Source organism: Methylocaldum szegediense (genome assembly GCF_949769195.1).
GTDB classification, from domain to species: Bacteria; Pseudomonadota; Gammaproteobacteria; order Methylococcales; family Methylococcaceae; genus Methylocaldum; species Methylocaldum szegediense.
On the sequence record NZ_OX458333.1, the window covers coordinates 1,777,643 to 1,802,450 of the forward strand.

The following is a 24,808-nucleotide window of genomic DNA, read 5'->3' on the forward strand; positions in this document are numbered from 1 at the left end:
AAGCGTTGTATCGTTGATGTAAACCCCAGCGTCAGCTGGTTCGGGACCGCGAGATAAACTCAACCCGCGGGTGCCGTGCGCGCCCGCCCGCCAGCCTCGCGATAGGCCATGCTTTCCATGAAGCGGTCGAAAAGCGGCGTCAGATCGTGTGGCCCCGGACTTGCCTCGGGATGGCCCTGAAAACCGAAGGCGGGGCGATCGGTCAATTCAATGCCTTGCAGGCTGCCGTCGAAGAGCGAACGATGGGTCGGCCGCACATTTTGCGGAAGGCTGCTTTCGTCCACAGCGAAACCATGGTTCTGACTCGTGATCAACACCCGCCCGGTATCCAGTTCCTGAACGGGATGGTTGGCACCATGGTGACCGAATTTCATCTTCACCGTCCTCGCGCCGCTCGCCAACGCCAGCAATTGATGACCGAGGCAGATGCCGAATACTGGAATCTTGATTTCCAGAAACTCCCGGATGGCTCGAATCGCGTAATCGCAGGGTTCTGGGTCCCCCGGCCCGTTCGATAAGAAAATACCGTCGGGCTCCAACGCCAGTGCCTCCTGGGCCGGCGTCGTGGCAGGAACGACCGTCAAACGGCAGCCGCGATCGGCGAGAAGGCGAAGGATGTTGCGTTTGACGCCGTAATCGTAGGCGACGACGTGGAATCGACCTTGGTCGCGTTCGCCGTATCCCCTTCCGAGCCGCCAGGAAGTTTCCGCCCAGTCATAACGTTGCCGCACGGTGACCTCCCTGGCTAGGTCCATGCCTTGCAATCCTGGAAATTCTCTCGCCTTGGTCACGGCGTAATCCGCATCGACCTCCTTACCGGCCATAAGACAGCCGCGTTGGGCCCCTTTATCACGAAGAATGCGGGTCAGCTTTCGGGTATCGATTCCCGCGATGCCTACCACCCCGTTTTTTTTCAGATACTCCGGAAGAGTTTTCTCAGCCCGCCAATTGCTCGAATGTACGGGCACATCGCGAACGACCAGACCGCTGGCGAATACCCCCGCAGACTCCACATCCTCGCGGTTGATGCCGACATTGCCGATGTGCGGATACGTAAGCGTGACGATCTGACGGGCGTAGGATGGATCCGTCAGGATTTCCTGGTAACCGGTCATCGAGGTGTTGAAGACCACTTCACCGACGGAACAATCCTCTGCTCCGATGGAGATACCCCGAAAAACCGTGCCGTCTTCCAAGGCCAATAATGCGGGCGTGTTCAATTTGTGTCACCGTAGACATGCAAAACGGGAAGAACCGTATGGTCCGTCCCGTCGCCGTTATTCGTCGATATCGTTAAATTGACGGAAATTTTACGAAAAATCGTCATCCACTGTCTATGTGGGCCTGTCGTCCATATGGCCAACGTTGCGCCGCTCCGAAGCGTCACAAGCGGTTATGAGTTCCGTCGCACATAGGCTTTTTCTCACTGGACTTGCAGCCGCAAAGCCAAACTTTCTTTGTCTCACTGAGTTCGAAGGGTACCGGCGAAAATTCCGTTCCTTTATGTGATCCGTCGCAGAACGGCTGCTTGGCGGACCGTCCGCACGAACACCACCAGTATTTACCGGGTCGTAGCTCTAGGGCATAAGGCGCTTTTTGGGGGATCATTGGTTCGGGCATCGTCGTCTCCTTTCGTAGTTTATCGTTTTGTGTCGGAAATAAGGGGCCACTTTTTAGACCTAACCCGTTACTGACCGGCTATGCCACAATCGCCATTTCCACACCATCGGGATCACGGCACGAACGCCATAACTTTCGCCGGTTCCGCGATACGACTCGAACAGAACAGACCGAGTTCCGTTCGCCACTTTACGGATCATATCCGAAGACCGAGCGGATTGTCCGGATCGATATGGTCCATGAACGGCTTGCGCCGATCCTGGTCGGTCACCTGGTAGATACACCCCAGCCAATTGTTGAACACCGCCTTCGCGGTATCCCGCCAGGTATTGTCCAAATACCGGATCACCGCTTCCTCGGGAAAATCTGGAGGCGCTTCGCCCCGCCGCCTCGCACGCCGGAGATGCTGTCCGTACTCGTTGAGCAGTTCGCCTACCTCCTGATTGAAATAATGCTCCGGAAAGGGAGGATAGTCCTCGCGTTCACCGTAATAATGGCGCATCACTTCGCGCTTGTACTCTTTCAGCAGACTGATCGTGTCGTACTCGGGATGACCTTGAAAGTAAACGACGCGTAACAGGTCTGGGCTCACCGCCAAATGTACACCCGCCTCCGCACTCTCGACCAGAACCTTGAGTCCCGCTGTTTCCATGTCTTCCCTAAAAATTTCGTTGTACCGGGAATGAGGCACGTCGAAACGCGTATTGATATCGGCAACCAGGGGATGCCGCCGCTCGACCACCCGGTGCGAATACACTCCCCAACGCTTGAAGCCCAAATGAGTGCGTTCTACTCCATGGCAATACTGAAACAGCGCGTGGGTCGCGAGACATGAACACAAAATGGACGTAACGTTCTGTTTCGCCCAGTCGAACACTTCGGTCAAAGGTTTCCAGAATGCTTCCTCGGGAAGATGAGGATGGGTGACGTTCGCGCCACTCACGATCAATCCGTCGAGCCCGTCATGTTTGATCTGCTCGAAAGTCTCGTAGTAGCGGTCGATGTGGCTTTGTGCCTGATCGCTACGCTGTATGCCATCGATCGTAAACGGATGCATATGAAACTGAACGATCGGATTGGCCGCCCCCACGAGACGGAAAAACTGCCGTTCGGTCGCTTCCAGAGCCGAATCCGGCATCATGTTAAGGAGCCCGATATGCATTTCCCTGATGTCCTGGTGCCGAGCACGTTCGACCGAAAGGATCTCCTGCCCCTCTTCCCGCAAGCGTTTAAACGTGGGCAGGTCGGTATGGGCTACCAAAGGCATGTCTTTCAACTCCCCCAAGAACGGATCGACTGAATCAGCGCGCCAAAGCGTTCATAACCAGACGAATGAAATCGTCCTCATTCCGAACACCCGCGACTTCATCGGCGTCGACGGTATAGCCATACTCGTCGGCAATGGCTTCGTAATTGGGCAGGCGTGCGCGGAACAGCCGCGGAAACACCCACGATACGAAATCGTCCGGTGGAATCTCCTCAACGGCCGAATAGCCCCGCTCCGCCATGAATTCGGCGAGCTGCTGATCCAGGAATTCCTCTCGGTAATACAGCGGTTTGGGCTCGCGCTGTGCGCGTTCGATCAGAACGTGCTCCAATTCCGGTGTAGTCCTGATGTACAGGATAATGGTGTGCTCCGCGAGCGTCCTGATCGTTTCCGGATCATCCAATTCGGACACGCTACCGCCGGCGTCGTTGATGAAATGCTTATACCCGTAGATGGACTGAGCTTTCTCGATGAATGCGGGCACGTCGCGCATAGCGGCGATTTCGGCCTGTCGGTGCAAGGCTTGACGGCGCTTGAATTCCGCAAGGGTAAGGCCGCCTTTTGCCGGGTCGCCAATTTTTCCGAGAAAAGTCGAAACCGGAGCCAGGTTGTTCACGGTGATGTTGCTGCGGATATAAATCGAGTCGGACCGCAACAAATCGCGCAAAAACGGCACGTCCATGGCTTGCCGCTTGATGTTGTCGAGAATCGGTTCATCCAGATATCGAGTTCCGATCCGATAATCGCCGGAGTAATGGAACCAAGTGTCCTTGGGCAGACTGTTGGCCAGCGTTGTCTTGCCGACGCCGGACATACCCAGCAGCGTGATACGCTTGGTCTCCCACTCAAAGAACGCCTCGGGACTCATTCTCATGGTATTTTCCGTATCCGAATGTAATGGGCGCCTATTCGCCCTGATTGATCATGTGATTCGCGAGTTGCGCGAATGCCCGTGCTAGCCCTTCGCGCAGCGCGGGCTCTAAAGGCATATCGTCAAGAGCCTTGCACATGCAAAGCAGCCACTGGTCCCGTTCCTTTATGCCTATCGGAAACGGAAAATGCCTCATCCTGAGCCGCGGATGCCCGAATGCCTGCTGATAAAGCTGGGGTCCACCCAGCCAGCCGGACAAGAACATGAATAGCTTCTCTCGAGAACTGGTCAAGTCCACCGGATGCATCGCGCGAATATCGCGAGCCTCCGGCAATGTATCCATGTATTCGTAAAACCTGTCCACCAATTCTCGTACCGCCTTCTCTCCGCCGACCAGCCGGTAAGATGTCACTTCGTCGGGATCATTCGCCATCATTCCGAACCACCATAAGTTGCTCGAATTTTACCAGGTTCGGACCCCGAACAGTCCAGTTCGATCCGGGTGTTGACTCCCCAATCCGGGAAGTTATGTTTAATATAAAAAGACGGTGAGCCGCGCTTAGCCGCTCGACAACTTGACGCAAGGCCGCCGCCTCGCGATTGTGGGTACCAGTGCAGGGAAGTATGTGTCCTTAGCCTCTTGTATCCACCTCCGATTTTTACTAAGTCTTGAGAATTACAAACCGCTAATCTCCGCTGACCAGTTTCCTGACCGAACTCGTGACCACAACCAATCCACTCGACCTCAAAACCAAGCTGCAAGTTACCTGTCAGAATTGCAGTCTGACATCCCTATGCATTCCTCGGGGATTAGCCCGAGAGGACATCGAGCGCATCAGCCGCATTGTCGCCCGAAAGAAAACCTTGCAACGCGGCGAGCATATTTTTCGGGAAGGCGATAAATTCCGCGGTGTGATAGCGATAAAAGGGGGTACGGCCAAAACGGTCATTTACGATACCCAGGGGTATGAATATATAACGGGCTTCCTCTTACCGGGAGAATTGTTGGGGTTGGATGCATTAGCCACCAATCACCACAAATGCTCTGCGATTGCCCTCGAAACCCTGAGCTACTGCGAGCTTCCGGCAGACCAACTCGATCAGCTGTGCCACGAGGTGCCGAACCTGCTACGGGAGCTATTTCGCCACGCCAGCGCCAAACTCGATGAAGAAACTGACCAAATAATCGTCAACAAACGTGCGGCGGAAGACCGGGTTGCCATGTTCATTCTGAACCTTTCCGACCGTCTTAAGAAACGCGGTTTCTCTCCTGTGGATTTCAATCTCACCCTAACTCGACAAGAGATAGGCAATTTCCTGGGCTTGGCACTCGAAACCGTGAGCCGGACCTTGCGGAATTTGGAAGATGCAGGACTGATTAAAGTCCGGCAGAAACACATCCGTATTCTGGACCTGGAAACGTTGAGGGCAACCTATACCCACCGCTGATAGGGTATGAAGCGGGTTTCCATAGACCAGAAATTTTAGGAATCCGTATACGGAACGAGGCTATCGCGAACGATATCAGCCGTAACCGGATAACGGAAAGATTTTATGTGGGAATGTACAGAAACAAGGCGTGCCGCGTTAATCCCGGCACGCCTTTAAGAGAGTCAAAGAAATACTTACTTCTGAGACTCTTTGAATTTGTTCAGAAGACCTTTTGCGGGCTTCGCTTCTTTAACGGTATCGGCGACCTGAAGATATTTGTCTATCGTAGCGCTCAGGTCGGCCGGTTCGCCTACAACCATAATGCCGCCCATACGAGCTCCCCAGTGCGGCGGGCATTTAAAAACGTAAAGACCTTCTTTCTCGACGGTGTAATCGTAATCCGCGCCCATAGAGGACAACATCTTAGGCGCATCTTCCGGCCACATGCCTTCCACGCTCTCCACGAAGTGGGTCGCCATATTGCGGAACGAAATAACGTCGCCGACTTTCGCGTGAATAACATCGGGCACGAATTTGACGCCTTGGCCTTTTACTTCAATCGTTTCCGCATTGACGGCAGCCGATGCCAACATCGCCGCACCCGCTACAGCAAGCATCGCTTTTTTATAAAAAGTCATTACATAACCTCCAACACTACTGTTTTTACTTCTCACGGATGGCAGGCAAATCGGATAACAAACCCTGTCTTGCCTAACGCTTTTCCTAAACTTGATCCGATATTTCACCGTACACCGCAGTGTCAGATGATACACGAATTTAGCTTAATGGGCCATGAACGAAGTTTTCGCAGCGGACAGTGCTGCGATGTATCTAGGGTTCGTTAACCGAATTGTCCGGAACTTTTCTCAGATACTTCGCCGCCATTGCCGTTATACAGTTCTCTCATTTTATAAAAGCCGTGGATATGCCGAGCCAGCACCATGATCACCGAAGCAGCCGGTAAGGCCAGCAATACCCCCCTAGAAACCCGAACAATTGTCCGCCTGCCAAGTCGGCAAAAATGACAGCGACGGGAAGGAGCCCGATCTTGTTTCCAATCAACCATGACGTCAACCAGATTCCCACGAGCATCTCGCCCACACCGAACACGACCAAAACCGGAACGACCGACCACAGATCCCCGACTTGAGCCAGCGCAGCTAGAGAGGCCCCACGACACGGGAAATGGAGCCCGCGTAGGGTATGAAGCTGACCAACCCGGAAAACATCCCGATAAGAAGTACCAAATCCAGACGGCTGGCTAGCCAGCGGGAAATATGGGAACGTTAGCGATAAACCGGCTGATCTGCTCCTCCAGCAACGGGATGATCAGCAGCAGCACAATCCCAATCGCTAAAGCGATGACCGCGAAAAACGACGATGACGGCATTCTGACGTTTCAGCCAAAGTGCCTTCAAACGGTCAGCAAGGGAATCGCTGAGATAAGCCATCGGCGCGCTGGAAACGAAAGACATCAAAATCGGCGCTAATAAAAAATCAGCCAACTCGTACCCACAATGCCGGCTACCGCCATGCACTTGCTTAACTCAGCCCCGCCCACAATAGAAATCTTTCACGAACACATCAGGCAACCGTCCGCGCGAATCAGCTCGAAGACTTCCCTGAAATGCACTCTATGCGTTTACGCTTGAGCGCTTTGCAGGCCGCAACCGCATCCTCTTTCTTCATGCCGTTGAAGACGGCCAGATAGAGCTTCTTCCCGCCCTTCGTACGCGCGGCAACCATCGCCCGTGCATGGCGGAGAGGATAGGGAGCCGCCTTCAACGCCTGCGTCAACCGCTGTTCCGCCGATTTTTTGGCGGTAAACGAGCCTACGCGAACCTGCCAAGCGTCCTTCCTGCGCTCGTTTTCTCCCTTATTCGAGGGACTGGTATTGTCGGCCAGTTTAACTTTCTTTTTCGAACTCGGTTTCTGACCTGAGCGTTCCGGCAGTTTCGGACGAGAAAGCAAGGCAGGAGGTTCCGGTTCATCAAAGGAAACTGTGCGTATGGTGTACTCCCGCCCATCGAGTTGAGCAAAACCATAATCAAGTATGTCCCGCATATGGGCATCTCTAGCCGATGCGCTGGTTCCGCCGAAAACCACCCCGATCAACCGATACCCGCCGCGTCGCGCCGAAGCGACCAGATTAAAACCGGATGCATTAACGAAACCGGTCTTGATTCCATCCGCTCCCGGATAGGTTTTCAAAAGATGATTGTGGTTATGAAAGCTGCGGCCTTGGAATTGGAACTGGGTCGTGGAGAAATAGGGATAATACTGCGGGAAGTCTTTGTACAAGGACTTCCCGAGGCGAAATTGATCCCAGGCCGTCGTGACCTGATTAGGATCAGGCAAGCCGGAAGCATTCCGGTAGACGGTGCGGCTCATTCCCAGTTCGCGTGCCTTTTCGGTCATCAACTGTGCAAACGCGGACTCCGAACCGGCCATTCCCTCGGCTATCACCGCCGCCGCATCATTTGCGGACCGCGTGACCAACGCCAAAATACCCTGCTCGACCGTTATCGAATTGCCCGCTTGTAAGCCCAGCCGCGACGGGGGACGTAAAACGGCGTAACGCGATGCCCGAAAAACGGTATTCGACGTAATTTCCCCCTTGGCAAGAGACTCGAACACCAGATAAAGGGTCATCATCTTGGTAAGCGATGCCGGATACCTCAACTCATTGGCATTTCGCTCGAACAACGGGCGTTCACTCTCCAATTCCGCCACCAGAGCGGCATAGGGACCCGCCTGGGCTCGATGGCAGAAGAAAAAGCTGCCCGCCAAGATCAACACAGCGAGAACCAAGAGATGGTTGTGCTGAATCCAATGCATCGTCATCGTCAAGTCGTCAGAAAGGGTGCTTTCATCCTTGAGCCGAAGAGCGGCGTCCAACTCACCGATATTCCATCCTGCGCCGGCAAGCCGTGACCGGCCGGAAGAACTTCGGTTTCAACGTTGTTTCAGGATACGTTGTTTTTCGCGCTGCCAGTCCCTTTCCCTTTCAGCGGCGCGCTTATCATGCTGTTTCTTGCCCCGTGCCAAGCCGATTTCCAACTTGGCACGCCCGTTTTTCCAATACAATGCGAGCGGGATTAAAGTATAACCTTTGCGTTCCACATGACCGATGAGCTTGCTCAATTCTCGTCTGTGCAAAAGCAACTTTCGCGTCCGGATAGGATCCGGAGAAACGTGGGTAGATGCCGAACTCAAGGGAGAAATGTGCGCGCCCAGCAGCCAAGCTTCGCCGTTCTTCAGTGTGACATAGCTCTCCTTCAGCTGCGCCCTTCCCGCACGCAAACTCTTCACTTCCCATCCTTCGAGGACCAACCCGGCCTCAAAGCGCTCTTCGATAAAATAGTCGTGGGCGGCTTGCCGGTTGAGGACGATGATGCCCGTTCCGGCGGTATCCTTGTTTTTCTTTGCAGCCATGTACTTAGAACCGGGTTGCCTGACTCGATGGAAAAATCCTGCTATTTTACCCCATCCTCAGGCCACCAGGACCTTGTGATTGGTTCACCATAATAACTCGGAGAACACATGACCGATCAACGTTCTTTGCATAACCAGTGGTCATCGCGTTTAGCCTTCATTCTCGCGGCAAGCGGCTCGGCCATAGGACTCGGAAATATTTGGAAATTTCCCTATTTGGCGGGCGAAAACGGCGGGGGAGCGTTCGTCTTGGTTTATCTATTGTGCGTTGCCGCTGTCGGCGTTCCGATCATGATTGCAGAGACGATGCTGGGGCGCCGCGGCCGGCAAAATCCCATCAATACCATGCTATCGCTGGCACAAGAAGCGAAAGCCAACCCTGCTTGGCACTATACCGGATGGCTCGGAGTCATATCCGGTTTTTTGATTCTGTCCTACTACTCGGTCATCGCGGGCTGGTCGATGCTCTACATCTTCAAGATGAACAGCGGCTTGATGCACCATATCAGTCCGGAAAGTGCCAGCCGCATATTCGAAGAACTCAAATACTCGCCGGAAATCCAGTTTATTTGGCACACCATTTTCATGGCTGCCACCATGTTCATCGTTAGCCGCGGCGTCAGTGGCGGACTCGAACGTGCGACACGATTCATGATGCCGGGCTTGTTCGTCATGCTCATACTTTTAGATGGTTACGCACTGAGTTCTGAAGGATTTAGCCAAGGGATATCATTCCTGTTCAAACCGGATTTCAGCCGCATTAACGGCGAGAGCGTGCTGGTCGCGATGGGGCAGGCCTTCTTTTCGCTGGGATTGGGCATGGGTGCCATCATGATCTACGGCTCCTATCTCCCTGATCATGTATCGATTTCAAAATCCACGATTTTCGTTGCCTCCGCCGACACGCTGGTAGCTTTGTTGGCGGGCGTCGCCATTTTTCCGATCGTCTTCGCCAATCATCTGGAGCCGACCATGGGTCCTGGCCTGATCTTTCAAACACTGCCGATCGCATTCGGCCAGATGCCCGGCGGCTCAACGTTCGGTGCGTTGTTTTTCCTTCTCGTATTCCTCGCGGCCATCACGTCCGCGATTGCGCTGATCGAACCGGCGGTCGCTTGGCTATCGGAAAATCGGGCAATGCCCCGCGAGACCGCATGTCTTTGGTCCGGAGTGGCTTGTTGGCTATCGGGACTAGGGACCGTATTCTCGTTCAACGTCTGGTCGGATGTAACCTGGTTCGGAAAGAATTTCTTCGAACTTGTGGACTTTCTTACCGCCAATATCATGCTTCCCGTCGGAGGCATTCTGGTGGCGTTTTTCGCCGGCTGGATTATGCGGCGGGAAAATTCCGAGGAAGAACTCGAAATGGGATCGGCTTACGCTTATTGGCGTTTTGCCGTTCGTTACGTCTCACCTTTCGCCGTCGCCTTAGTCCTGCTTAGCGCTATCGACGTGATTTGATCGCCTCACACTCCACTCGAGAAGCAGCAGCCGCAATGAAAGTGGAAGTTGCCTACGCGAAACCGGACACGCAGGTGATCTTAACGGTGGATGTGCCGGAAAACGCCACCGCAGAAACGGCCATTGCCCTATCCGGTATCCTGAACCGTTTCCCGGAAATCGATCTCACGAGAAATAAAATCGGAATTTTCGGAAAGGTTTGCCCTTTCGATCGTGTGCTGAGACAAGGCGACCGAGTGGAGATTTATCGCCCGTTAATCGCGGACCCCAAAGAAGCGCGCCGCGCTCGCGCTGCGAAGAAATGAGGCCGGATCACACCGATTGTTGGCCCCTCAGTCGTTTTTTCCAAAGAGTCCCGTGATCTTTTCCCAAAGGCTTTTTTCGCGTTCGATCTTGGGGATATCGATGGTTACATCCTTACCTGGTTCTATCTCCGGAAGATTGCCCGGTCTAAAATCACCTTGAAGACCGATCAATTCGTCCTTGTCGAAAACCAAGGTGATCCGTTTCTGAATCCGCGGCTTGCCGCCGGGCTCGTTGGAATAGAGATAGTCCCAGCGATTGTCGTGAAACGGGTCGACGAGCAGCGGCGTGCCCATGATGAAGGCCACCTGGCGCTTGGTCATACCCGGGCGAAGTTGGTCAACCATTTGTTGGGAAACAATATTGCCTTGATGAATGTCGATCTCGTATACGCCGGGAAGATAATCTTTTAACTTATTGACGGAGCAACCGGCCAAAAACAGACTGAGGCAGTAGGTTATTACGGTTACGCGCTTCACCATGATATGATTGTTTCGATCGGACCCATCGTCCAATCATACCCGATCAACAGACTCAAAACACTGCGTAGGTTGCCGCTTTGGAAAGTCAAGACATACGAAACGCCGGGCTCAAAGTCACGCTCCCGCGCGTCAAGATTCTGGAAATGCTGGAAAGCCGTAGCGGGTCGGACCGACATTTGACAGCGGAAGAAGTCTATAGATCTCTACTTAACGAAGGGGAAGAAATCGGCTTGGCCACGGTTTACCGAGTTCTCACCCAATTCGAGGCAGCGGGCTTGGTCAAGCGCCATCATTTCGAGGGCGGAAATTCGATCTTCGAACTAAATCGCGGCGACCACCACGATCACATCGTATGCGTCAAGTGTGGTCGAGTCGAAGAATTCAGCGATGAGTTCATTGAGCGCCGCCAAAAAGAAATCGCGCAGGAAAAGCAGTTTAAACTGACCGATCATTCGCTTTGTCTATACGGCGTCTGTATCGATTGCCAAAAGGGTCAGGGGACGCTGTAGCTGTAAAAGAATTTCCAAGAATCCTCTTCTTTCCCTATGAAGCTCACTTTCCGCCGAGCGTGTTCGACATCGGCGCATGTTTAGACCACTGATTTTTTTCATCGGCCTGCGCTATACACGGGCCAAACGTCGCACGCGCTTCATTTCGTTCATTACTTTCACCTCCGTCTTGGGAATCGCTCTGGGCGTAACGGCCTTGATCACCGTACTCTCGGTGATGAACGGATTCGAAGCGGAGTTGCGTGAGCGCATTCTCGGCATGACGTCTCACGCTTCCATCTCCGGTCTGGACGGCCAGCTTCGAAACTGGCGCTCGCTTGAAAGTGCTCTGCAACAGGATCCCCGGATCCTCGGCTGGGCGCCTTACATCGAAGGACAGGCAATGCTCAACTCGGACCGCCGGGTAAGCGGAGTGATGCTACGCGGCATCATGACCGACTACGAGCCACGCGTTTCCGAAGTCGCCAACCGTATCGTAGAAGGACGCCTCGAAGCGCTTCAACCCGGTGAATTCGGCATCATCCTCGGCTCGGAACTGGCGGACTATCTAGGCGTCATCACCGGCGACAAGATTACGGTCATCACTCCTCAACTCACGGCGACGCCCGCCGGCATTCTACCGCGACTCAAGCGCTTCACGGTGGTCGGGGTTTTCCAGGTGGGCATGTACGAGTACGACCGGAACCTAGCATTGATCCAACTAGAGGATGCCGCCAGGCTGTTTCGTTTCGACGACGCCGTATCGGGACTCAGGCTCAAACTCGAGGACGTATTCTACGCGCAGCGCGTGGCACGAGATCTCGGCCCCAAACTCGACGGGCCGTATCAAATCGCCGACTGGACGCAGTCTCACAGCAACTTCTTCAAAGCCATACAAACCGAAAAACGGGTGATGTTCATCATCCTTCTGCTCATCGTCGCGGTCGCTGCCTTTAACATCGTCTCGACGCTGGTCATGGTGGTCACCGACAAGCGCGCGGATATCGCCATCCTCAGAACCCAGGGTATGACCCCTCGGGACGTGATGGGGATATTCATAGTACTCGGCACGATCATCGGCACGTTCGGTACATTGTTGGGCGGCGTCGGCGGGGTTTTGCTGGCGTGGAATGTGGAGACAATCGTACCGGTGATCGAGCGACTGTTCGGTATCCAGTTCCTCTCCGCCGACGTTTACTACATCAGCGAACTGCCGTCGAAATTGCTCTGGTCCGACGTGTACCGCATCACCGGCATGGCTTTCCTGCTTTCCGCTTTGGCCACGATTTATCCGGCCTGGCAAGCGTCTCGAATTAAACCGGCCGAGGAACTCCGTTATGAGTAAGCCGGTGCTCGAGTGCCGCGACCTGCACAAGCGCTATACCCAGGGCAACCTGAGCGTCGATGTACTGCAGGGTATTACGCTTTCCGTAGAAGCCGGACAGCAAGTCGCCATAATGGGGGCGTCCGGCTCGGGCAAGAGCACACTCTTGCATTTGCTCGGAGGGCTCGACGCACCGACCCGCGGGCAAGTTCGGTTGGACGGCGTGAACATCGAAACGCTGAATGAACGCAAGCTCGCGCAACTGCGTAACCGGGTATTGGGTTTCGTCTATCAATTCCACCACCTGTTGGGCGAATTTACGGTGCTGGAAAACGTTGCCATGCCGCTCTTGATCGCAGGACTGCCGATAGCCGAGGCGAGAAAACGCGCCGCCTCGATGTTGGAGCGGGTCGGGCTCGGCAAACGCCTGGAACACAAGCCTGGAGAATTATCGGGCGGCGAACGCCAGCGGGCAGCGGTGGCGAGGGCGCTAGTTACGAAACCGAAGTGCGTGCTGGCCGACGAACCGACCGGAAACCTGGATCGGAAAACCGCGGAACAGGTGTATCAGCTGATGCTGGAATTGAATCAAGAAAACGGCGTGAGTTTCGTCGTGGTCACTCACGATCCGTCCTTAGCCCAACGAATGGATACGATTCTACGCCTAGAAGACGGGCGCATCGTCACGCCTTGAGATGCCCCCATCCTGACCCGCATTGTAAGCGAACCATGGCCAGAAACTTTTGAGTTTCCATCCTCCGGTGTGGGGGCAAATTCATTCGTGCGTTTCGCGCGCCGAATGTGAATGAATTTGCCGCCCCCACACCCGATCTAGAAACACGCTAGGTCAATTTCTTTCTGGCGGACCTCGGCAAGCTAGCCACTCGACCTTTTTCGTGCTTCTGTCGGTGTTCCAGCAATTTCTTATAGGAGGAGTGGCTCTCCCGAACCAAAACCGCCGTGTTTAATTTCGAATTCCGAAATTTCCGCAATTCCCACTGATGCCGTACGGACCGACGCCATAGGAAATCGATGCCGAAATAACCTAAAACGGCGCCGACATGCATCAAAATGGCACAACCTACCAGAAGCGGAGCCCCCAACTCCAGCGCTTTTTCGACTGTGAACAGCTCCGAGAATTTATCAAAGCTGAAAGCCGTTTGCCCCATCACGATAGCGCCGATCTTATAGGCAAAATAATACATTGGCGCCCACGTCAGTGGATTGGTGATCCAAACCAAGGTCACAGCGATGGGTAAATTGGCGTTGAAGTAAATCGCGAGCACTGCGGCGATGATTTGTTGCCAGGGCAGTGGCGGTGTATACATGGCCCACAGCCCTATGGCGAAAGCCCGTGATACCGAGCGACGATTCAGATGCAATAGATTCGGCGAGTGAAGCTTATCCCCTAAAAACTCCAGCGCTTTAATCTCTTTTATTTTTTTTGAATCCGGTAAATAACGTCTAAGAAACTTTTTAGGCATGGCCCTTGATTGGGATGATTGTGAACTATTTTTATAATAAAAGGCGAGCTATTGTACGGACTTGAAATTCAAAGTTGAATGAAATTTTCCATCCACGAACCCGTAGCCCGTCCGTTCTTCCGCTCGCCATAGGTGTCGTCGGCGGAATCAGCGCGGTCCAGCTGCTTCAGGATTTACCCGGCCGCTGGGTTTATCTCGTCCTAAGCTTCGCACTCGGCCTGCTCGCATATTATAGGCTCCGCTTTCCGACGGCATTTGTGTTCGGTGTCGTTTGGGCGCTCGCCTTTGCCGACATCCGACTCAGCCAAAGTCTTCCCTCAACCACCGAAAGACAAGCAGCCATCGTCGAAGGCGTCATTCGAACCATTCCCCAGCCGATGGATCAAGGCTTCCGCTTCTATTTCGATATCGAACGAACGGTCGAGCCCGACAATCTCACCCTCCCGTCGCGCGTTCGGCTGAGCTGGTATGACCTCCGGATCTCGCCGAGAGCCGGCGAGCGATGGCAGCTCAGCGTCAAGCTCAAACCTCCGCACGGAATGTTGAATCCAGGTGGTCTCGACTACGAGCGATGGCTGTTTGCCCAAGGCATCCGCGCCGTCGGATATGTCACCGAGTCTTCGCACAATCGACGTCTCGATACGGCTGACAGTCGGTATTTCTTCGAAGTCTGGAGACAAGCCCTCTACGACCGTCTTTCAGTAACGCTGAACGGCGAACCATTAGCCGGAATTATCAAGGCCTTGATCATGGGGGTCGATGAAGACATTACATCTGATCAATGGGATGTGCTGAGGCGCACCGGCACGACTCATCTCGTCGCGATTTCCGGCTCGCATATCGGTTTGGTGGCCGGATTCGTCTTCTTTCTCGTGCGCCGAACTTGGTCCGGCTTAGGCTCTTTGCGCTGGTCGCCGCCGAACGTGGCGGCCGTTTCCGCTTCCATCGCCGCACTTTTTTACTCCGCATTAGCGGACTTCGCGATACCCACTCAGCGCGCCATGATCATGATCGGAATCGTCATGGGTGCCATCATCAGTCAGCGCCACCTCAACGGCTTTCATGTCCTCGCAACAGCCCTGCTGGCGGTCGTGCTCTACGATCCGTTGGCCGTTCTTTCGCCGGGATTCTGGCTTTCCTTCACGGCCGTCGCGCTGATTTTTTTCACTGTTTCTTACCGGAGAGGAAAACTCGCGGGTTGGCGGGCGATGCTGAAGGTGAATTGGGCCACTTCACTGGGACTTGCACCCCTGCTGATACTGTTTTTTCAACAGGTCTCCCTGATTTCACCGATCGCGAACTTTTTCGCCGTACCCGTGGTCGGCTTGCTGCTGATTCCAGTTTGCTTAATTGGAGCCATACTGTTGCCGGTCTTGCCGACGATAGGCGAAGCATTGCTTATCTTTGCATCACGCTTGCTCGAATGGACCTGGCCGTTTCTTCAATGGATGGCCGATTTGCCGGCGGCGCAATGGACTCACGCCGAACCGCCGTTTTGGACTATTCCGCTCGCGCTGCTCGGCTTCGTATTGTTGCTGTCTCCCAAAGGCATTCCGGCACGCTGGCTCGGCCTCGTCCTGGCCGTACCGGCAATCACCTTTCAGCCGAACCGGCCGCCACAGTCCGGTTTTTACCTTACGCTGCTCGATGTTGGCCAGGGGCTAGGCGCCGTCATCGAGACCCACGAACACATCCTGATTTTCGACACCGGAGCCCGGTTCGGAAGCGGATTCGATATCGGTTCCGCCGTCATCGAACCCTATCTTCGTCATCGCGGGATCGAACGCATCGATACCTTGATCGTTAGCCATGGCGACAACGACCACATCGGTGGCGCGAACGCTTTGCTCCAGCGATTTGCCGTGGGTCGCACTTATACCAGCGCGCCGGAGAAGTTGCCGAATTTTCCGACAGAAAGCTGTAAAGCAGGACAAGCTTGGGAATGGGATGGCGTCAAGTTCGAAATGCTGGCGCCCATCAAAAAAAGTGAGCGTGAGAACGATAACTCGTGCGTGTTGCGGGTGAGTGCCTCTGGGGGTAGCGCGCTCCTGACCGGCGATATCGAAAAAACCGCTGAACGACTCTTGATCAGCCGTTACGGGCAGGATCTGGCCAGCGACATCCTAATCGTACCTCACCACGGCAGCAATACGTCTTCCAGTTCCACCTTCCTCGAGGCCGTGAACCCACGCTACGCCCTCATTCCCGCCGGTTTTCTAAACCGATACGGGTTTCCTCATCGAGCGGTATTGAGGCGCTATCAAGCAAAAAGCATCCCCGTTCTGAATACGGCGGAAACCGGAGCACTCTCTGTGCTCGTCGGTAACCGACAGGGGGATTTGAAACTGGAAATTTACCGCACGGAAAACGGCCGGTATTGGAACGCCCATCCTACGGCCAAGGCAGAATGAACGAAAACGCAAACCCGCGGTGAACGATCAGAACTCGAGAATCCCGTTTTCCTTCAACAACGTAAGCACCTCGTCGGCGCTCATATCGTCGGCCGAAATCCGGAGCGCGGTCGGACCGTCGACATCCAGACTCGCTTCGCAAGGGCATAAGCAGATTAGCCCAGCGCGGTTGATTTGGTCGACGATAAGGCGGACCTGCTCGGCCGGCGCCTCGTCTTCCAGCACCGTACTAGCGTGTCCGACGTCGAAGAGCTTCCGTTCTAACTCGTAGGCTATATCGTGCCGGCGCTCACCCGTTATCCACAATGTCACGGCCTTTTGGCCGAAGCGTGCACTCCGCTCTTCCGCAGTCACGCGCCGCAAGCCGCCTTCGCCGTCCGCCTGACTGACGATCATGCCGGCACCGACGGTGACATTGGTCAGGCGATCGATAACGATGAACGAACCGGTGCTCTTACAGACTTTGTAAGGATCGAAAGCGATCGGCGCGCTCAGAGCGACTTCGCACAAGCCGATTTCGTTCAACTTGAGCTGATCCGCCGGAAGCTGTTCCAAGGTGTTGATATCGACCCGGTGATGGATCCTGGAGATCGAGCCGTTGACGACCTTGGTGGTCTGTTTTACGTAATACTGCCGGCCGGGAACCAAAGGCGCTTCGGTCATCCAAACGATATGGGCTTTGAACCGGGTGCCAAGCATCGGTAAATCGTCGGAACGCACCAGCATATCGCCACGACTCACGTCGACTTCATCCGTGAGCGTGATGGTGACGGCCTGCGGCGGGAACGCTTCTTCCAACTCGCCGTCGTAAGTCACGATGGATTTGATTCGGCTGGTCTTCCTCGACGGCAGTACGGTTACCGAATCTCCCTTGCGGAAAATACCGGCAGCCACGGTGCCGCTATAACCGCGAAAATCCAGATTCGGCCGGTTCACATACTGGACCGGGAAGCGCGGATTCGTGAAGTTTTGGTCCTTGGCGATCTCGATGGTATCCAAAAGCTCCATGAGCGCGGGACCTTGGTACCAAGGCATTTCTTCACTGCGGCTGACGACGTTGTCCCCTTTCAAGGCCGAAAGCGGAATAAAGCGAACGTCGTGGATGTCCAGCTTCTCGACGAATGCCAGATAATCGCTGCGTATGCGCTCGAATACGTCACGGCTGTAACCGACTAGATCCATTTTATTCACAGCGACCACGACATGCCTGATCCCGAGCAGGGATACGATGAAGCTGTGACGCTTGGTCTGCGTCATCACGCCGCGGCGCGCATCAACCAGAATGATGGCTAAATCGCAGGTGGACGCGCCGGTCGCCATGTTCCGGGTATACTGCTCGTGTCCCGGCGTGTCGGCGATGATGTATTTCCGCTTCGCCGTGGAAAAATATCGGTAGGCCACATCAATAGTGATGCCCTGCTCTCGCTCAGCCTGGAGCCCGTCGACGAGCAGCGCCAGGTCGATATCACCGCCTGTGGTGCCCGATTTGACACTGTCTTTCTTGATCGCGGCCAGCTGGTCTTCATAAATCATTTTTGAATCGTGCAGGAGACGCCCGATCAGGGTGCTCTTACCGTCGTCGACATTTCCGCAGGTCAAGAAACGCAGCAATTCTTTGCGTTCATGCTGGGCGAGATAGGCGTGGATATCGGAACTGATGAGCTCGGACTGATGTGACATAGACTAATTCACTGGATGAATGGGTCGGACGCAACCGCTAGCGTCGAACGGACGCTCGGCACCTTCCATAGAACGGATCAGAAATAGCCCTCCTTTTTCTTCTCCTCCATCGAACCCGCCTGGTCGTGGTCGATAACACGCCCCTGTCGCTCCGATGTCTTAGTCAGCAGCATCTCCTGAATAATTTCGGGCAAGGTGGTTGCACTCGATTCGACGGCTCCGGTCAAGGGATAGCACCCGAGGGTCCGGAAACGGACCATCTTGAGGATCGGTTTTTCACCGGGCTCTAGCGGCATGCGATCGTCGTCCACCATGATCCATATTCCGTCACGCTGAACCACCGGCCGCTCTTTCGCGAAATACAGCGGGACGATCGGAATGTTCTCCAAGTGAATGTACTGCCAGACATCCAACTCGGTCCAGTTCGACAGCGGAAACACGCGGATACTTTCGCCCTTGTTGATCTTGCCGTTATACAGATTCCATAGCTCCGGACGTTGGTTCTTCGGATCCCAGCGATGATTTCGGTCACGGAAGGAATAAACCCGCTCTTTCGCTCTCGACTTCTCTTCGTCCCGCCGTGCCCCGCCGAAAGCCGCATCGAATCGATATTTGTTCAAAGCCTGCTTGAGGCCCTCGGTTTTCATGACATCCGTGTGCTTCTTACTGCCATGGGTGAACGGGTTGATGCCCTGCTCCACGCCCTCCATATTGACATGGACCAAGAGGTCCAGTCCTAGTTCTTGGGCGCGGCGATCGCGAAACTCGATCATTTCCCGGAATTTCCAGGTCGTGTCGACATGCAGCAGCGGAAAAGGCGGCTTTCCGGGATAAAACGCCTTCATCGCAAGGTGGAGCATCACCGCGGAATCCTTGCCAATCGAATAGAGCATCACGGGACGCTCGAACTCGGCGGCCACTTCGCGGATGATGTGGACGCTTTCGGCTTCCAGTTGCTTGAGATGGGTAAGTGTGTGTTCGTTCATGGACAACGCGTGACGGGCCCGAGACCCGAAAAAGGGGTTAATCCCATATATAGCGCTCAAATACTACCACAAAAGCCAGCCGCCTCTTTGCGTCGGACAAACACTGGTGACTTTGAATGATAGTGATTATCATTACCTATTCGTCCATAGACATCCTGATTCAGATTTATGATCACTCCTCAAAGCCGTCGCCTACTCGCTCACTTAGCCGCGTTACTCCTGTTTTCCGGAACAGCTACGGCTGGCGAGACGCGGACCTATTACATCGCCGCTGAAGAAGTGTTGTGGGACTACGCCCCGTCCTATCCCATCAATCCCATGCACGGCGAAGAATTCAATGAGAATGAGAAAGTATTCGTCGAGGGGAATAAAACCGATCGAATCGGCCGACAGTATTACAAAGCGCGCTATTTCGAGTACACCGACGCCAACTTTACCAAAGTCAAGGAGCGTCCACGCGAGTGGCAACATTTAGGGATATTGGGCCCCGTCATTCGCGCCAACGTCGGCGACACTATCAAGGTGGTGTTGAAAAATAAGTTAGCCGATATGCCGATCTCACTCCATCCACATGGCGTGCTCTACCGAAAGGACAGCGAAGGCACCCATTACGCCGACGGCACATCCGGCGACGACCGCAAGGACGATTCGGTCGAACCGGGCGAAACTCACACCTATGTCTGGCAAGTGCCCGAACGCTCAGGTCCTGGGCCCAAGGACCCGAGTTCGGTCGTTTGGCTCTACCACTCCCATGTCAATGAGGTCGCCGATACGAATACCGGCTTGATAGGCCCCATCATCATATACCGCCCGGGCACTCTGCAAAGGAACGGTAAGGTGAAAGGCATCGACCGGGAATTCGTCGTCCTTTTCACGGTGTTCGACGAAAACAAAAGCTTCTTTCTCGACAAAAACATCGGCGCCTTCGCACCGGCCGCCGCCGATAATAAAGATGATGAAAATTTCATCGAAAGCAATTTGATGCATAGCATGAACGGCTACGTCTTTCACAACTTGCCGGGACTCACAGCGACAGAAGGCGAAACGGTACGCTGGTATCAACTCTCCCTCGGAACCGAGGTCGACCTTCATACTCCCCACTGGCATGGAAATACGCTCACCGAATCCGGGCACCGCGTCGATGTCGTCAATCTGCTTCCGGGTACCCATGTCACGCTCGATATGAAACCCGACAATCCCGGCATCTGGATGTATCACTGCCACGTCAACGATCATATCGACGCCGGCATGATGGCCAGCTATCAGGTCATTCCCCGACGACGGTAGATAAATCGCGGCGGTCTGCCGCAGGCGATTTCTTAGGAAAATCAGTACTGCCAAAATTTATTCGAACGTTGCAAGGTGGCCCGTCCGGCAGTCACGCGCCCCCGTATTTCCACTCTTGCCTTGTTTTCTCAAAAGAGCGATGCTTCGAAGCGCAAACCGCCGAATTTCGTTTTCGGAGTGTCCTATGGAACAACAAATGCACAACTTCGAGCAGGTTAAAGACGTGCTCGACTACGGTATTCACCTCCACAACCAGCTGACGGAACTCTACGACTCACTCAACCAGCAAAACGACCAGGCTCGGGTAAAAATGCTCTTGGATTACCTGAGCCGCCACGAAAAAAATCGCGAAGAAGCGATGCAGCGATTCGAAAATGGGTCTCGCAAGAGCATCCTAAACCTCTGGCTCCAATACTCTCCTGGCTCCAACGTTGAACAACTGCTGAAGAATTGCGCCGTTCGACCCAATATGTCCGTCGACGACGTCATAAAAATCGCTATGGCCTTCGACGATGCGTTAATCGAACTCTACAAAGATGCTGCGAGCATCGTCGACGACCCGCACGCCAAAGAAGTGTTCACGAACCTCGCGGAAATGGAAGAACAGGAGAAGCACCGCTTTATCCGCGATGCAGAATGGATGGACGATCTCTGAACCCCTGAAGACCACCCGCCTCTGGGATTGCATCTGCGCTAAAGGCCGGAACATTGTTCCGACCTTGCGCAAACCGAAGCTCCTCCGCGAGGAGCTATGGGGCTTATGCCTTGTTCGTCGTACACAAGCCTTTTGGGCAGGGGGCGGCAGCTATTCGGTTTGCTCCAACAGAAGCTGCCCTAAAAAACAATTGCCGTGCACTTAGAAGCCCGTTGCTCGAAACTTTTTTGCCGGTATACTGTCTACTCTCTTGACCTTGGGGGCGACCTGGCTTCGACGGGGATCGCAAAACCGGAGGTGCATGCCGAGGTGCAGATAACCTCGTAAATCAATCTGCAACCAATATAGTTGCCAACGACGACAACTACGCTCTGGCCGCTTAATCCGGCCAGCCTCTGATCCGAAGCCCGCTTACAGGCGTCGGCTTTCAGGGGTGACCCAATTGTAAGCTCGCGATGAGGTTTGTCCGGGACCGATTCGCTAAAACCCAACCGGAATCGCCGGCCGTTTTCCCTGCCGCTCGGGTAGCGACCGGTTAAATCAATAGAGTCGGATAAGCATGTAGAGCCGAAGGCGGAGGATTCGCGGACGCGGGTTCAATTCCCGCCGCCTCCACCAATTTCCTAACGTCCTCGATGCTACCGAGGCCATTCCAGACCGCGCTATACGCGGGGTTTCCCAGCATTTCCCCAATTCTTTTCAGAATCAGCATTTGGTCTAGATGGGTATAAATTGGGGCTCCGTTTGGTCACAGGATGGTCACAAAGTAGCTGTCTGATTTTGTGACCTGCCGCCGGATCGACCTCCGGAATCCAACGACCGTACACTTTACGGATCATGGCCCAATCTTTGTGGCCGATCTGCTGCGCCACTCACATCGGATTTTCGCCCGCTGACAGTAAAGTGCTCGCAAAGGTGTGTCGCGTCTGATAAGGATTGCGGTATCGCACTCCTGCCTGGCGCAAAATGTGCGTCCACGCCGTTTTTCGGATCTGGCCATCGGTTTCCCAAGGCTCGCCCGTTCTTGGGTTATGGAACACCCGTCCGTGGCGCAACTCGGTATACGGTCGTTGCGCATTGAGCGCTTCGAGCGCAGGGGACAGTAACAACACGTCCCGCTCTCCTGCGCGGATCTTCGCGCCTTTGATGCGCTTTCTGACGCTAGCACGCATCACCCGCACCACACCTCGCCGCCAGTCGATGTCCTTCCATTCCAAAGCGATCATTTCCGATGTTCGCAGCCCTGTCCAGAAGGCGAACTGGAACAGATTGCGGTGTTGCGGATCGGTGCAGGCGGCGAGGATGGCGTGTATTTCCTCGGGTGTGAATGGATCGGGCTCCTCTGTCGGCACCGCAAGGTTCCGAATCCGGTCCATGGGATTCCGCTCGATAATACCGTCGGCGTATGCTTCCGCCAGCATCCCGCGTAACGGGATGAGAATATTGTTGATACGCTTTGCCGAAATCACCAGTCCGGCGATCCATTTGCGAATCTGACGGGTGCTAAGCTCGCGTAACGGAATGTTGCCGAAAACCGGTTTGAGGTGATGCCGAATCGCGCTGTCGTAATCGCGGTAAGTGTCACGTCCCGTATGATTATTTACCCAGAAGGAGTTATGCTCTGTTCGAAGCCCGGAGCCTTCTCCAGGAGATCTTCGGTCCGTCCAAGTGAGGTTCCTCTCCATGCAGATTCGTCTTCATAAGAACGCCCGTACCACCCCGGCCGTTCGGCAGGCCATTCAAGCATCCACGTTGAGCGAGCGCGCCTTGACCCAAAAGCACGGCATTAGCCGAACGACCGTCCGCAAGTGGAAACACCGCTCCTCGGTCGAAGATGCCTCACACCGGCCCCACACCCTCAGAACCACGCTCACGCCCGCCCAGGAAGCCATCGTGGTCTACCTCCGCCAAGCTCTGCTCCTCCCCTTGGATGATCTCCTGGCCGTGACCCGGGAATTTCTCAATCCCGCCGTGTCCCGTTCCGGGCTAGACCGCTGCCTGCGCCGCCACGGGGTGGCATCCCTCAAGACCCTGCTTCCGCCTACGGAGAAGGCGAAGGTCAAACCCTTCAAGGCCTATGAGCCCGGCTTCCTTCACCTGGATGTTAAGTACTTGCCCGCCATCGACCGTGCCACCCGCTGGGTCTATGTCGCCCTCAAGCCCAACCGCACCGCCTTAAGCGCAAAGGACTTCCTCAAAGCGGTGATTCAGGCCGCGCCTTTCCGCATCCAGAAATGCCTGACCGACAACGGCTCGGAGTTTACCGACCGTTTCCTGACCCGAACTCGGCAGCCCTCGGGGACGCATGAGTTTGACCGCCTCTGTACTGAACAAGGCATCGAACATCGCCTGATTCCGCCGGGACGGCCCCAAACGAATGGCCTGGTGGAACGCTTCAATGGCCGCATCGAGGAGGTGTTGCAAACCCATCACTTCGATTCAACCGCCGATCTGGAAACCACCTTGCACCGCTATGTCGACCTGTACAATCACCACATTCCCCAAAAGGCCTTAGGCCATCTCACCCCGATTCAGGCTCTCAAAAACTGGCAACTGTCCCATCCTCATCTTTTTCGAAAGAGGGTTTACAATCATGCGGGACCTGACACGTAAGTTCGGCGGTTCTTATCAGTTAACAAGGCCAGGAAAGAGGCATGGGTTTATTGCCAAAGTTAATGAACGTTGCCGTTTGTATCGGTTGCGGGTGCGACGATCTCCACGCCTGTTGGGACGACAACACTCAGCAGCCCTGCCATTGGACCCGTGTGGACTATAACATCGGCCGAGGCGTGTGCTCGTGTTGTGAGGATCTCGTCTCGGAGTGGGATTCGGGTTGTCGGGAGTTCCAGGTACCGGTCGAAATCGCGGTTTCCGACGTTCCAGCTTGAATCTCGGGCACATGGATATACAATGGCGTTTGTATATCCTTTGCGTATGGAGACTGCGATGCAAGTTGCAAAATGGGGGAACAGCCTGGCGGTCCGCCTGCCCGCAGCCGTCGTCGAGGCGCTCGATCTCAAGGAAGGCGATGAAATTGAAATCCAGATCGCGGGCGATCGGACCTTCGAAATCAGCAAAAAACCCGATGCGCGGGAGTTGTTGAGCCGACTCAGGAAATATCGCGGCCGGCTTCCCCCTGATTTCAAGTTCGATCGACTCGAAGCCTATGCGCGGGACTAAGGCGTCGTTCTTCGATACGAACGTCCTTCTGTACTTGCTGTCAGGGGATGAGGTCAAAGCCGATCGTGCCGAGGCGGTTGTCAGCCAGGGCGGCGTGATCAGTATTCAGGTACTCAACGAATTTGTGTCCATCGGCGTCCGCAAGCTCGGCATGTCGTACGCCGAGATTCGCGATGTGCTCACTCCCATCCGGCTGATCTGCAGAATTGAGCCGCTGAGTCTGGAGACGCACGATCTTGGCGTTCAGGTCGCGGAACGCTACGGTTTCTCGATGTACGATGCTTTGACCGTCGCGTCTGCACTTCTCGCTGGATGTGATGTCTTGTACACCGAGGATCTGCAGAACGGTCAATTGATCGAAGAGCGACTCGAGGTGAGAAACCCGTTCGCTGCCAGTTAAAACGATAAAAACCGGACCCTGCCATTCGGCAGGCATCCGGTTT

The 24,808-nt window shown here is 54.7% G+C and carries 26 protein-coding genes and 1 other RNA gene; 13 read left to right on the top strand and 14 right to left on the bottom strand.

The window, feature by feature from the left end; translation table 11 throughout:
- Positions 1-59 precede the first annotated feature (59 nt).
- From carA to QEN43_RS07575, 5 genes are all read right to left on the bottom strand, one after another.
- On the bottom strand, positions 60-1,220 hold the full coding sequence (gene carA, locus QEN43_RS07560) for a glutamine-hydrolyzing carbamoyl-phosphate synthase small subunit (protein WP_026608686.1): 1,161 nt from the start codon (positions 1,218-1,220) through the stop codon (positions 60-62).
- A gap of 163 nt (positions 1,221-1,383) precedes the next feature.
- Positions 1,384-1,620 (bottom strand): CDGSH iron-sulfur domain-containing protein, encoded by a 237-nt coding sequence (locus QEN43_RS21730; protein ID WP_084161526.1) that lies wholly within the window; start codon positions 1,618-1,620, stop codon positions 1,384-1,386.
- A gap of 196 nt (positions 1,621-1,816) precedes the next feature.
- The gene (metA, locus tag QEN43_RS07565; RefSeq protein WP_026608685.1) at positions 1,817-2,887 is read right to left on the bottom strand and encodes a homoserine O-succinyltransferase MetA; all 1,071 of its coding nucleotides are present in this window, start codon (positions 2,885-2,887) and stop codon (positions 1,817-1,819) included.
- 34 nt (positions 2,888-2,921) lie between these two features.
- Positions 2,922-3,761 (bottom strand): nucleoside/nucleotide kinase family protein, encoded by an 840-nt coding sequence (locus tag QEN43_RS07570; RefSeq protein ID WP_026608684.1) that lies wholly within the window; start codon positions 3,759-3,761, stop codon positions 2,922-2,924.
- 31 nt (positions 3,762-3,792) lie between these two features.
- The gene (locus QEN43_RS07575) at positions 3,793-4,194 is read right to left on the bottom strand and encodes a group II truncated hemoglobin (RefSeq protein ID WP_036267571.1); all 402 of its coding nucleotides are present in this window, start codon (positions 4,192-4,194) and stop codon (positions 3,793-3,795) included.
- A 284-nt stretch (positions 4,195-4,478) separates the two neighbouring features.
- On the opposite strand from QEN43_RS07575, the gene QEN43_RS07580 reads away from it, so the two are divergent.
- The gene (locus QEN43_RS07580; protein ID WP_026608682.1) at positions 4,479-5,207 is read left to right on the top strand and encodes a helix-turn-helix domain-containing protein; all 729 of its coding nucleotides are present in this window, start codon (positions 4,479-4,481) and stop codon (positions 5,205-5,207) included.
- Between the two features lie 176 nt (positions 5,208-5,383).
- Here the strand turns inward: QEN43_RS07580 and QEN43_RS07585 are convergent, their stop codons facing one another.
- The 4 genes from QEN43_RS07585 to smpB all read right to left on the bottom strand — a co-directional run bounded on the left by QEN43_RS07585 (position 5,384) and on the right by smpB (position 8,624).
- Entirely contained in the window at positions 5,384-5,827 is a 444-nt protein-coding gene (locus QEN43_RS07585) for a plastocyanin/azurin family copper-binding protein (protein ID WP_051331350.1), read from the bottom strand.
- A 648-nt stretch (positions 5,828-6,475) separates the two neighbouring features.
- Positions 6,476-6,694: a hypothetical protein gene (locus QEN43_RS07590; RefSeq protein ID WP_202901058.1), complete on the bottom strand. Its 219-nt coding sequence runs from the start codon at positions 6,692-6,694 to the stop codon at positions 6,476-6,478.
- Positions 6,695-6,794: 100 nt separating this feature from the next.
- Positions 6,795-8,033: a D-alanyl-D-alanine carboxypeptidase gene (locus tag QEN43_RS07595; protein WP_162144231.1), complete on the bottom strand. Its 1,239-nt coding sequence runs from the start codon at positions 8,031-8,033 to the stop codon at positions 6,795-6,797.
- Between the two features lie 111 nt (positions 8,034-8,144).
- Positions 8,145-8,624 (bottom strand): SsrA-binding protein SmpB, encoded by a 480-nt coding sequence (gene smpB / locus QEN43_RS07600; RefSeq protein WP_026608680.1) that lies wholly within the window; start codon positions 8,622-8,624, stop codon positions 8,145-8,147.
- A 108-nt stretch (positions 8,625-8,732) separates the two neighbouring features.
- On the opposite strand from smpB, the gene QEN43_RS07605 reads away from it, so the two are divergent.
- Positions 8,733-10,085, top strand: a complete 1,353-nt coding sequence (locus tag QEN43_RS07605) for a sodium-dependent transporter (RefSeq protein WP_026608679.1) — start codon at positions 8,733-8,735, stop codon at positions 10,083-10,085.
- A 35-nt stretch (positions 10,086-10,120) separates the two neighbouring features.
- Complete coding sequence (locus QEN43_RS07610) at positions 10,121-10,390, top strand: RnfH family protein (protein ID WP_026608678.1); 270 nt, start codon at positions 10,121-10,123, stop codon at positions 10,388-10,390.
- A 27-nt stretch (positions 10,391-10,417) separates the two neighbouring features.
- Here QEN43_RS07610 and QEN43_RS07615 read toward each other — a convergent pair whose 3' ends face one another.
- Positions 10,418-10,870 carry an outer membrane protein assembly factor BamE gene (locus QEN43_RS07615; protein ID WP_036268305.1) on the bottom strand — a complete coding sequence of 151 codons (453 nt, stop codon included), beginning with the start codon at positions 10,868-10,870 and terminating at the stop codon, positions 10,418-10,420.
- A 77-nt stretch (positions 10,871-10,947) separates the two neighbouring features.
- Here QEN43_RS07615 and fur point away from each other — a divergent pair, with 77 nt between their 5' ends.
- The 3 genes from fur (at position 10,948) to lolD (ending at position 13,376) form a co-directional block, all read left to right on the top strand.
- The gene (fur, locus tag QEN43_RS07620) at positions 10,948-11,379 is read left to right on the top strand and encodes a ferric iron uptake transcriptional regulator (protein ID WP_026608677.1); all 432 of its coding nucleotides are present in this window, start codon (positions 10,948-10,950) and stop codon (positions 11,377-11,379) included.
- 76 nt (positions 11,380-11,455) lie between these two features.
- Positions 11,456-12,703 carry a lipoprotein-releasing ABC transporter permease subunit gene (locus tag QEN43_RS07625; protein WP_026608676.1) on the top strand — a complete coding sequence of 416 codons (1,248 nt, stop codon included), beginning with the start codon at positions 11,456-11,458 and terminating at the stop codon, positions 12,701-12,703.
- Positions 12,696-13,376 carry a lipoprotein-releasing ABC transporter ATP-binding protein LolD gene (gene lolD / locus QEN43_RS07630; RefSeq protein WP_026608675.1) on the top strand — a complete coding sequence of 227 codons (681 nt, stop codon included), beginning with the start codon at positions 12,696-12,698 and terminating at the stop codon, positions 13,374-13,376. Before QEN43_RS07625 ends, lolD begins: the two co-directional genes overlap by 8 nt.
- 148 nt (positions 13,377-13,524) lie before the next feature.
- Here lolD and QEN43_RS07635 read toward each other — a convergent pair whose 3' ends face one another.
- Positions 13,525-14,166, bottom strand: a complete 642-nt coding sequence (locus QEN43_RS07635; protein ID WP_317963897.1) for a DUF2062 domain-containing protein — start codon at positions 14,164-14,166, stop codon at positions 13,525-13,527.
- 74 nt (positions 14,167-14,240) lie between these two features.
- On the opposite strand from QEN43_RS07635, the gene QEN43_RS07640 reads away from it, so the two are divergent.
- Positions 14,241-16,577 carry a DNA internalization-related competence protein ComEC/Rec2 gene (locus tag QEN43_RS07640; protein WP_235726493.1) on the top strand — a complete coding sequence of 779 codons (2,337 nt, stop codon included), beginning with the start codon at positions 14,241-14,243 and terminating at the stop codon, positions 16,575-16,577.
- 27 nt (positions 16,578-16,604) lie between these two features.
- Here QEN43_RS07640 and cysN read toward each other — a convergent pair whose 3' ends face one another.
- Complete coding sequence (cysN, locus tag QEN43_RS07645) at positions 16,605-18,257, bottom strand: sulfate adenylyltransferase subunit CysN (RefSeq protein WP_026608674.1); 1,653 nt, start codon at positions 18,255-18,257, stop codon at positions 16,605-16,607.
- 77 nt (positions 18,258-18,334) lie between these two features.
- Entirely contained in the window at positions 18,335-19,243 is a 909-nt protein-coding gene (gene cysD, locus QEN43_RS07650; protein ID WP_026608673.1) for a sulfate adenylyltransferase subunit CysD, read from the bottom strand.
- Positions 19,244-19,411: 168 nt separating this feature from the next.
- Between cysD and QEN43_RS07655 the strand changes: the two genes are divergently transcribed.
- The 3 genes from QEN43_RS07655 to ssrA all read left to right on the top strand — a co-directional run bounded on the left by QEN43_RS07655 (position 19,412) and on the right by ssrA (position 21,803).
- Positions 19,412-20,530 (top strand): multicopper oxidase domain-containing protein, encoded by a 1,119-nt coding sequence (locus QEN43_RS07655; RefSeq protein WP_036267566.1) that lies wholly within the window; start codon positions 19,412-19,414, stop codon positions 20,528-20,530.
- A 184-nt stretch (positions 20,531-20,714) separates the two neighbouring features.
- Positions 20,715-21,185: a hypothetical protein gene (locus tag QEN43_RS07660; RefSeq protein WP_026608672.1), complete on the top strand. Its 471-nt coding sequence runs from the start codon at positions 20,715-20,717 to the stop codon at positions 21,183-21,185.
- Positions 21,186-21,443: 258 nt separating this feature from the next.
- Positions 21,444-21,803, top strand: a transfer-messenger RNA (tmRNA) gene (gene ssrA / locus QEN43_RS07665).
- A gap of 254 nt (positions 21,804-22,057) precedes the next feature.
- Here the strand turns inward: ssrA and QEN43_RS07670 are convergent.
- Positions 22,058-22,870 carry a tyrosine-type recombinase/integrase gene (locus QEN43_RS07670; protein ID WP_317963898.1) on the bottom strand — a complete coding sequence of 271 codons (813 nt, stop codon included), beginning with the start codon at positions 22,868-22,870 and terminating at the stop codon, positions 22,058-22,060.
- Here QEN43_RS07670 and QEN43_RS07675 point away from each other — a divergent pair.
- From QEN43_RS07675 to QEN43_RS07685, 3 genes are all read left to right on the top strand, one after another.
- Entirely contained in the window at positions 22,869-23,798 is a 930-nt protein-coding gene (locus tag QEN43_RS07675; protein ID WP_317963899.1) for an IS481 family transposase, read from the top strand. The two genes, QEN43_RS07670 and QEN43_RS07675, sit on opposite strands and share 2 nt — an antisense overlap.
- Positions 23,799-24,131: 333 nt before the next feature.
- The gene (locus tag QEN43_RS07680; RefSeq protein ID WP_317963900.1) at positions 24,132-24,365 is read left to right on the top strand and encodes an AbrB/MazE/SpoVT family DNA-binding domain-containing protein; all 234 of its coding nucleotides are present in this window, start codon (positions 24,132-24,134) and stop codon (positions 24,363-24,365) included.
- A complete protein-coding gene (locus tag QEN43_RS07685) occupies positions 24,352-24,765 on the top strand; it encodes a PIN domain-containing protein (protein WP_317963901.1) in 414 nt (137 codons plus the stop codon). Before QEN43_RS07680 ends, QEN43_RS07685 begins: the two co-directional genes overlap by 14 nt.
- Positions 24,766-24,808: the final 43 nt, after the last annotated feature.

Bases quoted from the DNA above. Each gene is read 5' to 3' on its own strand.
- QEN43_RS07570 (WP_026608684.1), bottom strand. From the start codon at position 3,761: ATGAGAATGAGTCCCGAGGCGTTCTTTGAGTGGGAGACCAAGCGTATC.
- QEN43_RS21730 (WP_084161526.1), bottom strand. From the start codon at position 1,620: ATGCCCGAACCAATGATCCCCCAAAAAGCGCCTTATGCCCTAGAGCTA.
- smpB (WP_026608680.1), bottom strand. From the start codon at position 8,624: ATGGCTGCAAAGAAAAACAAGGATACCGCCGGAACGGGCATCATCGTC.
- QEN43_RS07595 (WP_162144231.1), bottom strand. From the start codon at position 8,033: ATGACGATGCATTGGATTCAGCACAACCATCTCTTGGTTCTCGCTGTG.
- QEN43_RS07610 (WP_026608678.1), top strand. From the start codon at position 10,121: ATGAAAGTGGAAGTTGCCTACGCGAAACCGGACACGCAGGTGATCTTA.
- QEN43_RS07675 (WP_317963899.1), top strand. From the start codon at position 22,869: ATGCAGATTCGTCTTCATAAGAACGCCCGTACCACCCCGGCCGTTCGG.
- QEN43_RS07575 (WP_036267571.1), bottom strand. From the start codon at position 4,194: ATGATGGCGAATGATCCCGACGAAGTGACATCTTACCGGCTGGTCGGC.
- QEN43_RS07585 (WP_051331350.1), bottom strand. From the start codon at position 5,827: ATGACTTTTTATAAAAAAGCGATGCTTGCTGTAGCGGGTGCGGCGATG.
- QEN43_RS07625 (WP_026608676.1), top strand. From the start codon at position 11,456: ATGTTTAGACCACTGATTTTTTTCATCGGCCTGCGCTATACACGGGCC.
- QEN43_RS07670 (WP_317963898.1), bottom strand. From the start codon at position 22,870: ATGGAGAGGAACCTCACTTGGACGGACCGAAGATCTCCTGGAGAAGGC.
- cysN (WP_026608674.1), bottom strand. From the start codon at position 18,257: ATGTCACATCAGTCCGAGCTCATCAGTTCCGATATCCACGCCTATCTC.
- QEN43_RS07605 (WP_026608679.1), top strand. From the start codon at position 8,733: ATGACCGATCAACGTTCTTTGCATAACCAGTGGTCATCGCGTTTAGCC.
- metA (WP_026608685.1), bottom strand. From the start codon at position 2,887: ATGCCTTTGGTAGCCCATACCGACCTGCCCACGTTTAAACGCTTGCGG.
- QEN43_RS07615 (WP_036268305.1), bottom strand. From the start codon at position 10,870: ATGGTGAAGCGCGTAACCGTAATAACCTACTGCCTCAGTCTGTTTTTG.
- lolD (WP_026608675.1), top strand. From the start codon at position 12,696: ATGAGTAAGCCGGTGCTCGAGTGCCGCGACCTGCACAAGCGCTATACC.
- QEN43_RS07680 (WP_317963900.1), top strand. From the start codon at position 24,132: ATGCAAGTTGCAAAATGGGGGAACAGCCTGGCGGTCCGCCTGCCCGCA.
- QEN43_RS07685 (WP_317963901.1), top strand. From the start codon at position 24,352: ATGCGCGGGACTAAGGCGTCGTTCTTCGATACGAACGTCCTTCTGTAC.
- cysD (WP_026608673.1), bottom strand. From the start codon at position 19,243: ATGAACGAACACACACTTACCCATCTCAAGCAACTGGAAGCCGAAAGC.
- QEN43_RS07660 (WP_026608672.1), top strand. From the start codon at position 20,715: ATGGAACAACAAATGCACAACTTCGAGCAGGTTAAAGACGTGCTCGAC.
- QEN43_RS07655 (WP_036267566.1), top strand. From the start codon at position 19,412: ATGATCACTCCTCAAAGCCGTCGCCTACTCGCTCACTTAGCCGCGTTA.
- QEN43_RS07635 (WP_317963897.1), bottom strand. From the start codon at position 14,166: ATGCCTAAAAAGTTTCTTAGACGTTATTTACCGGATTCAAAAAAAATA.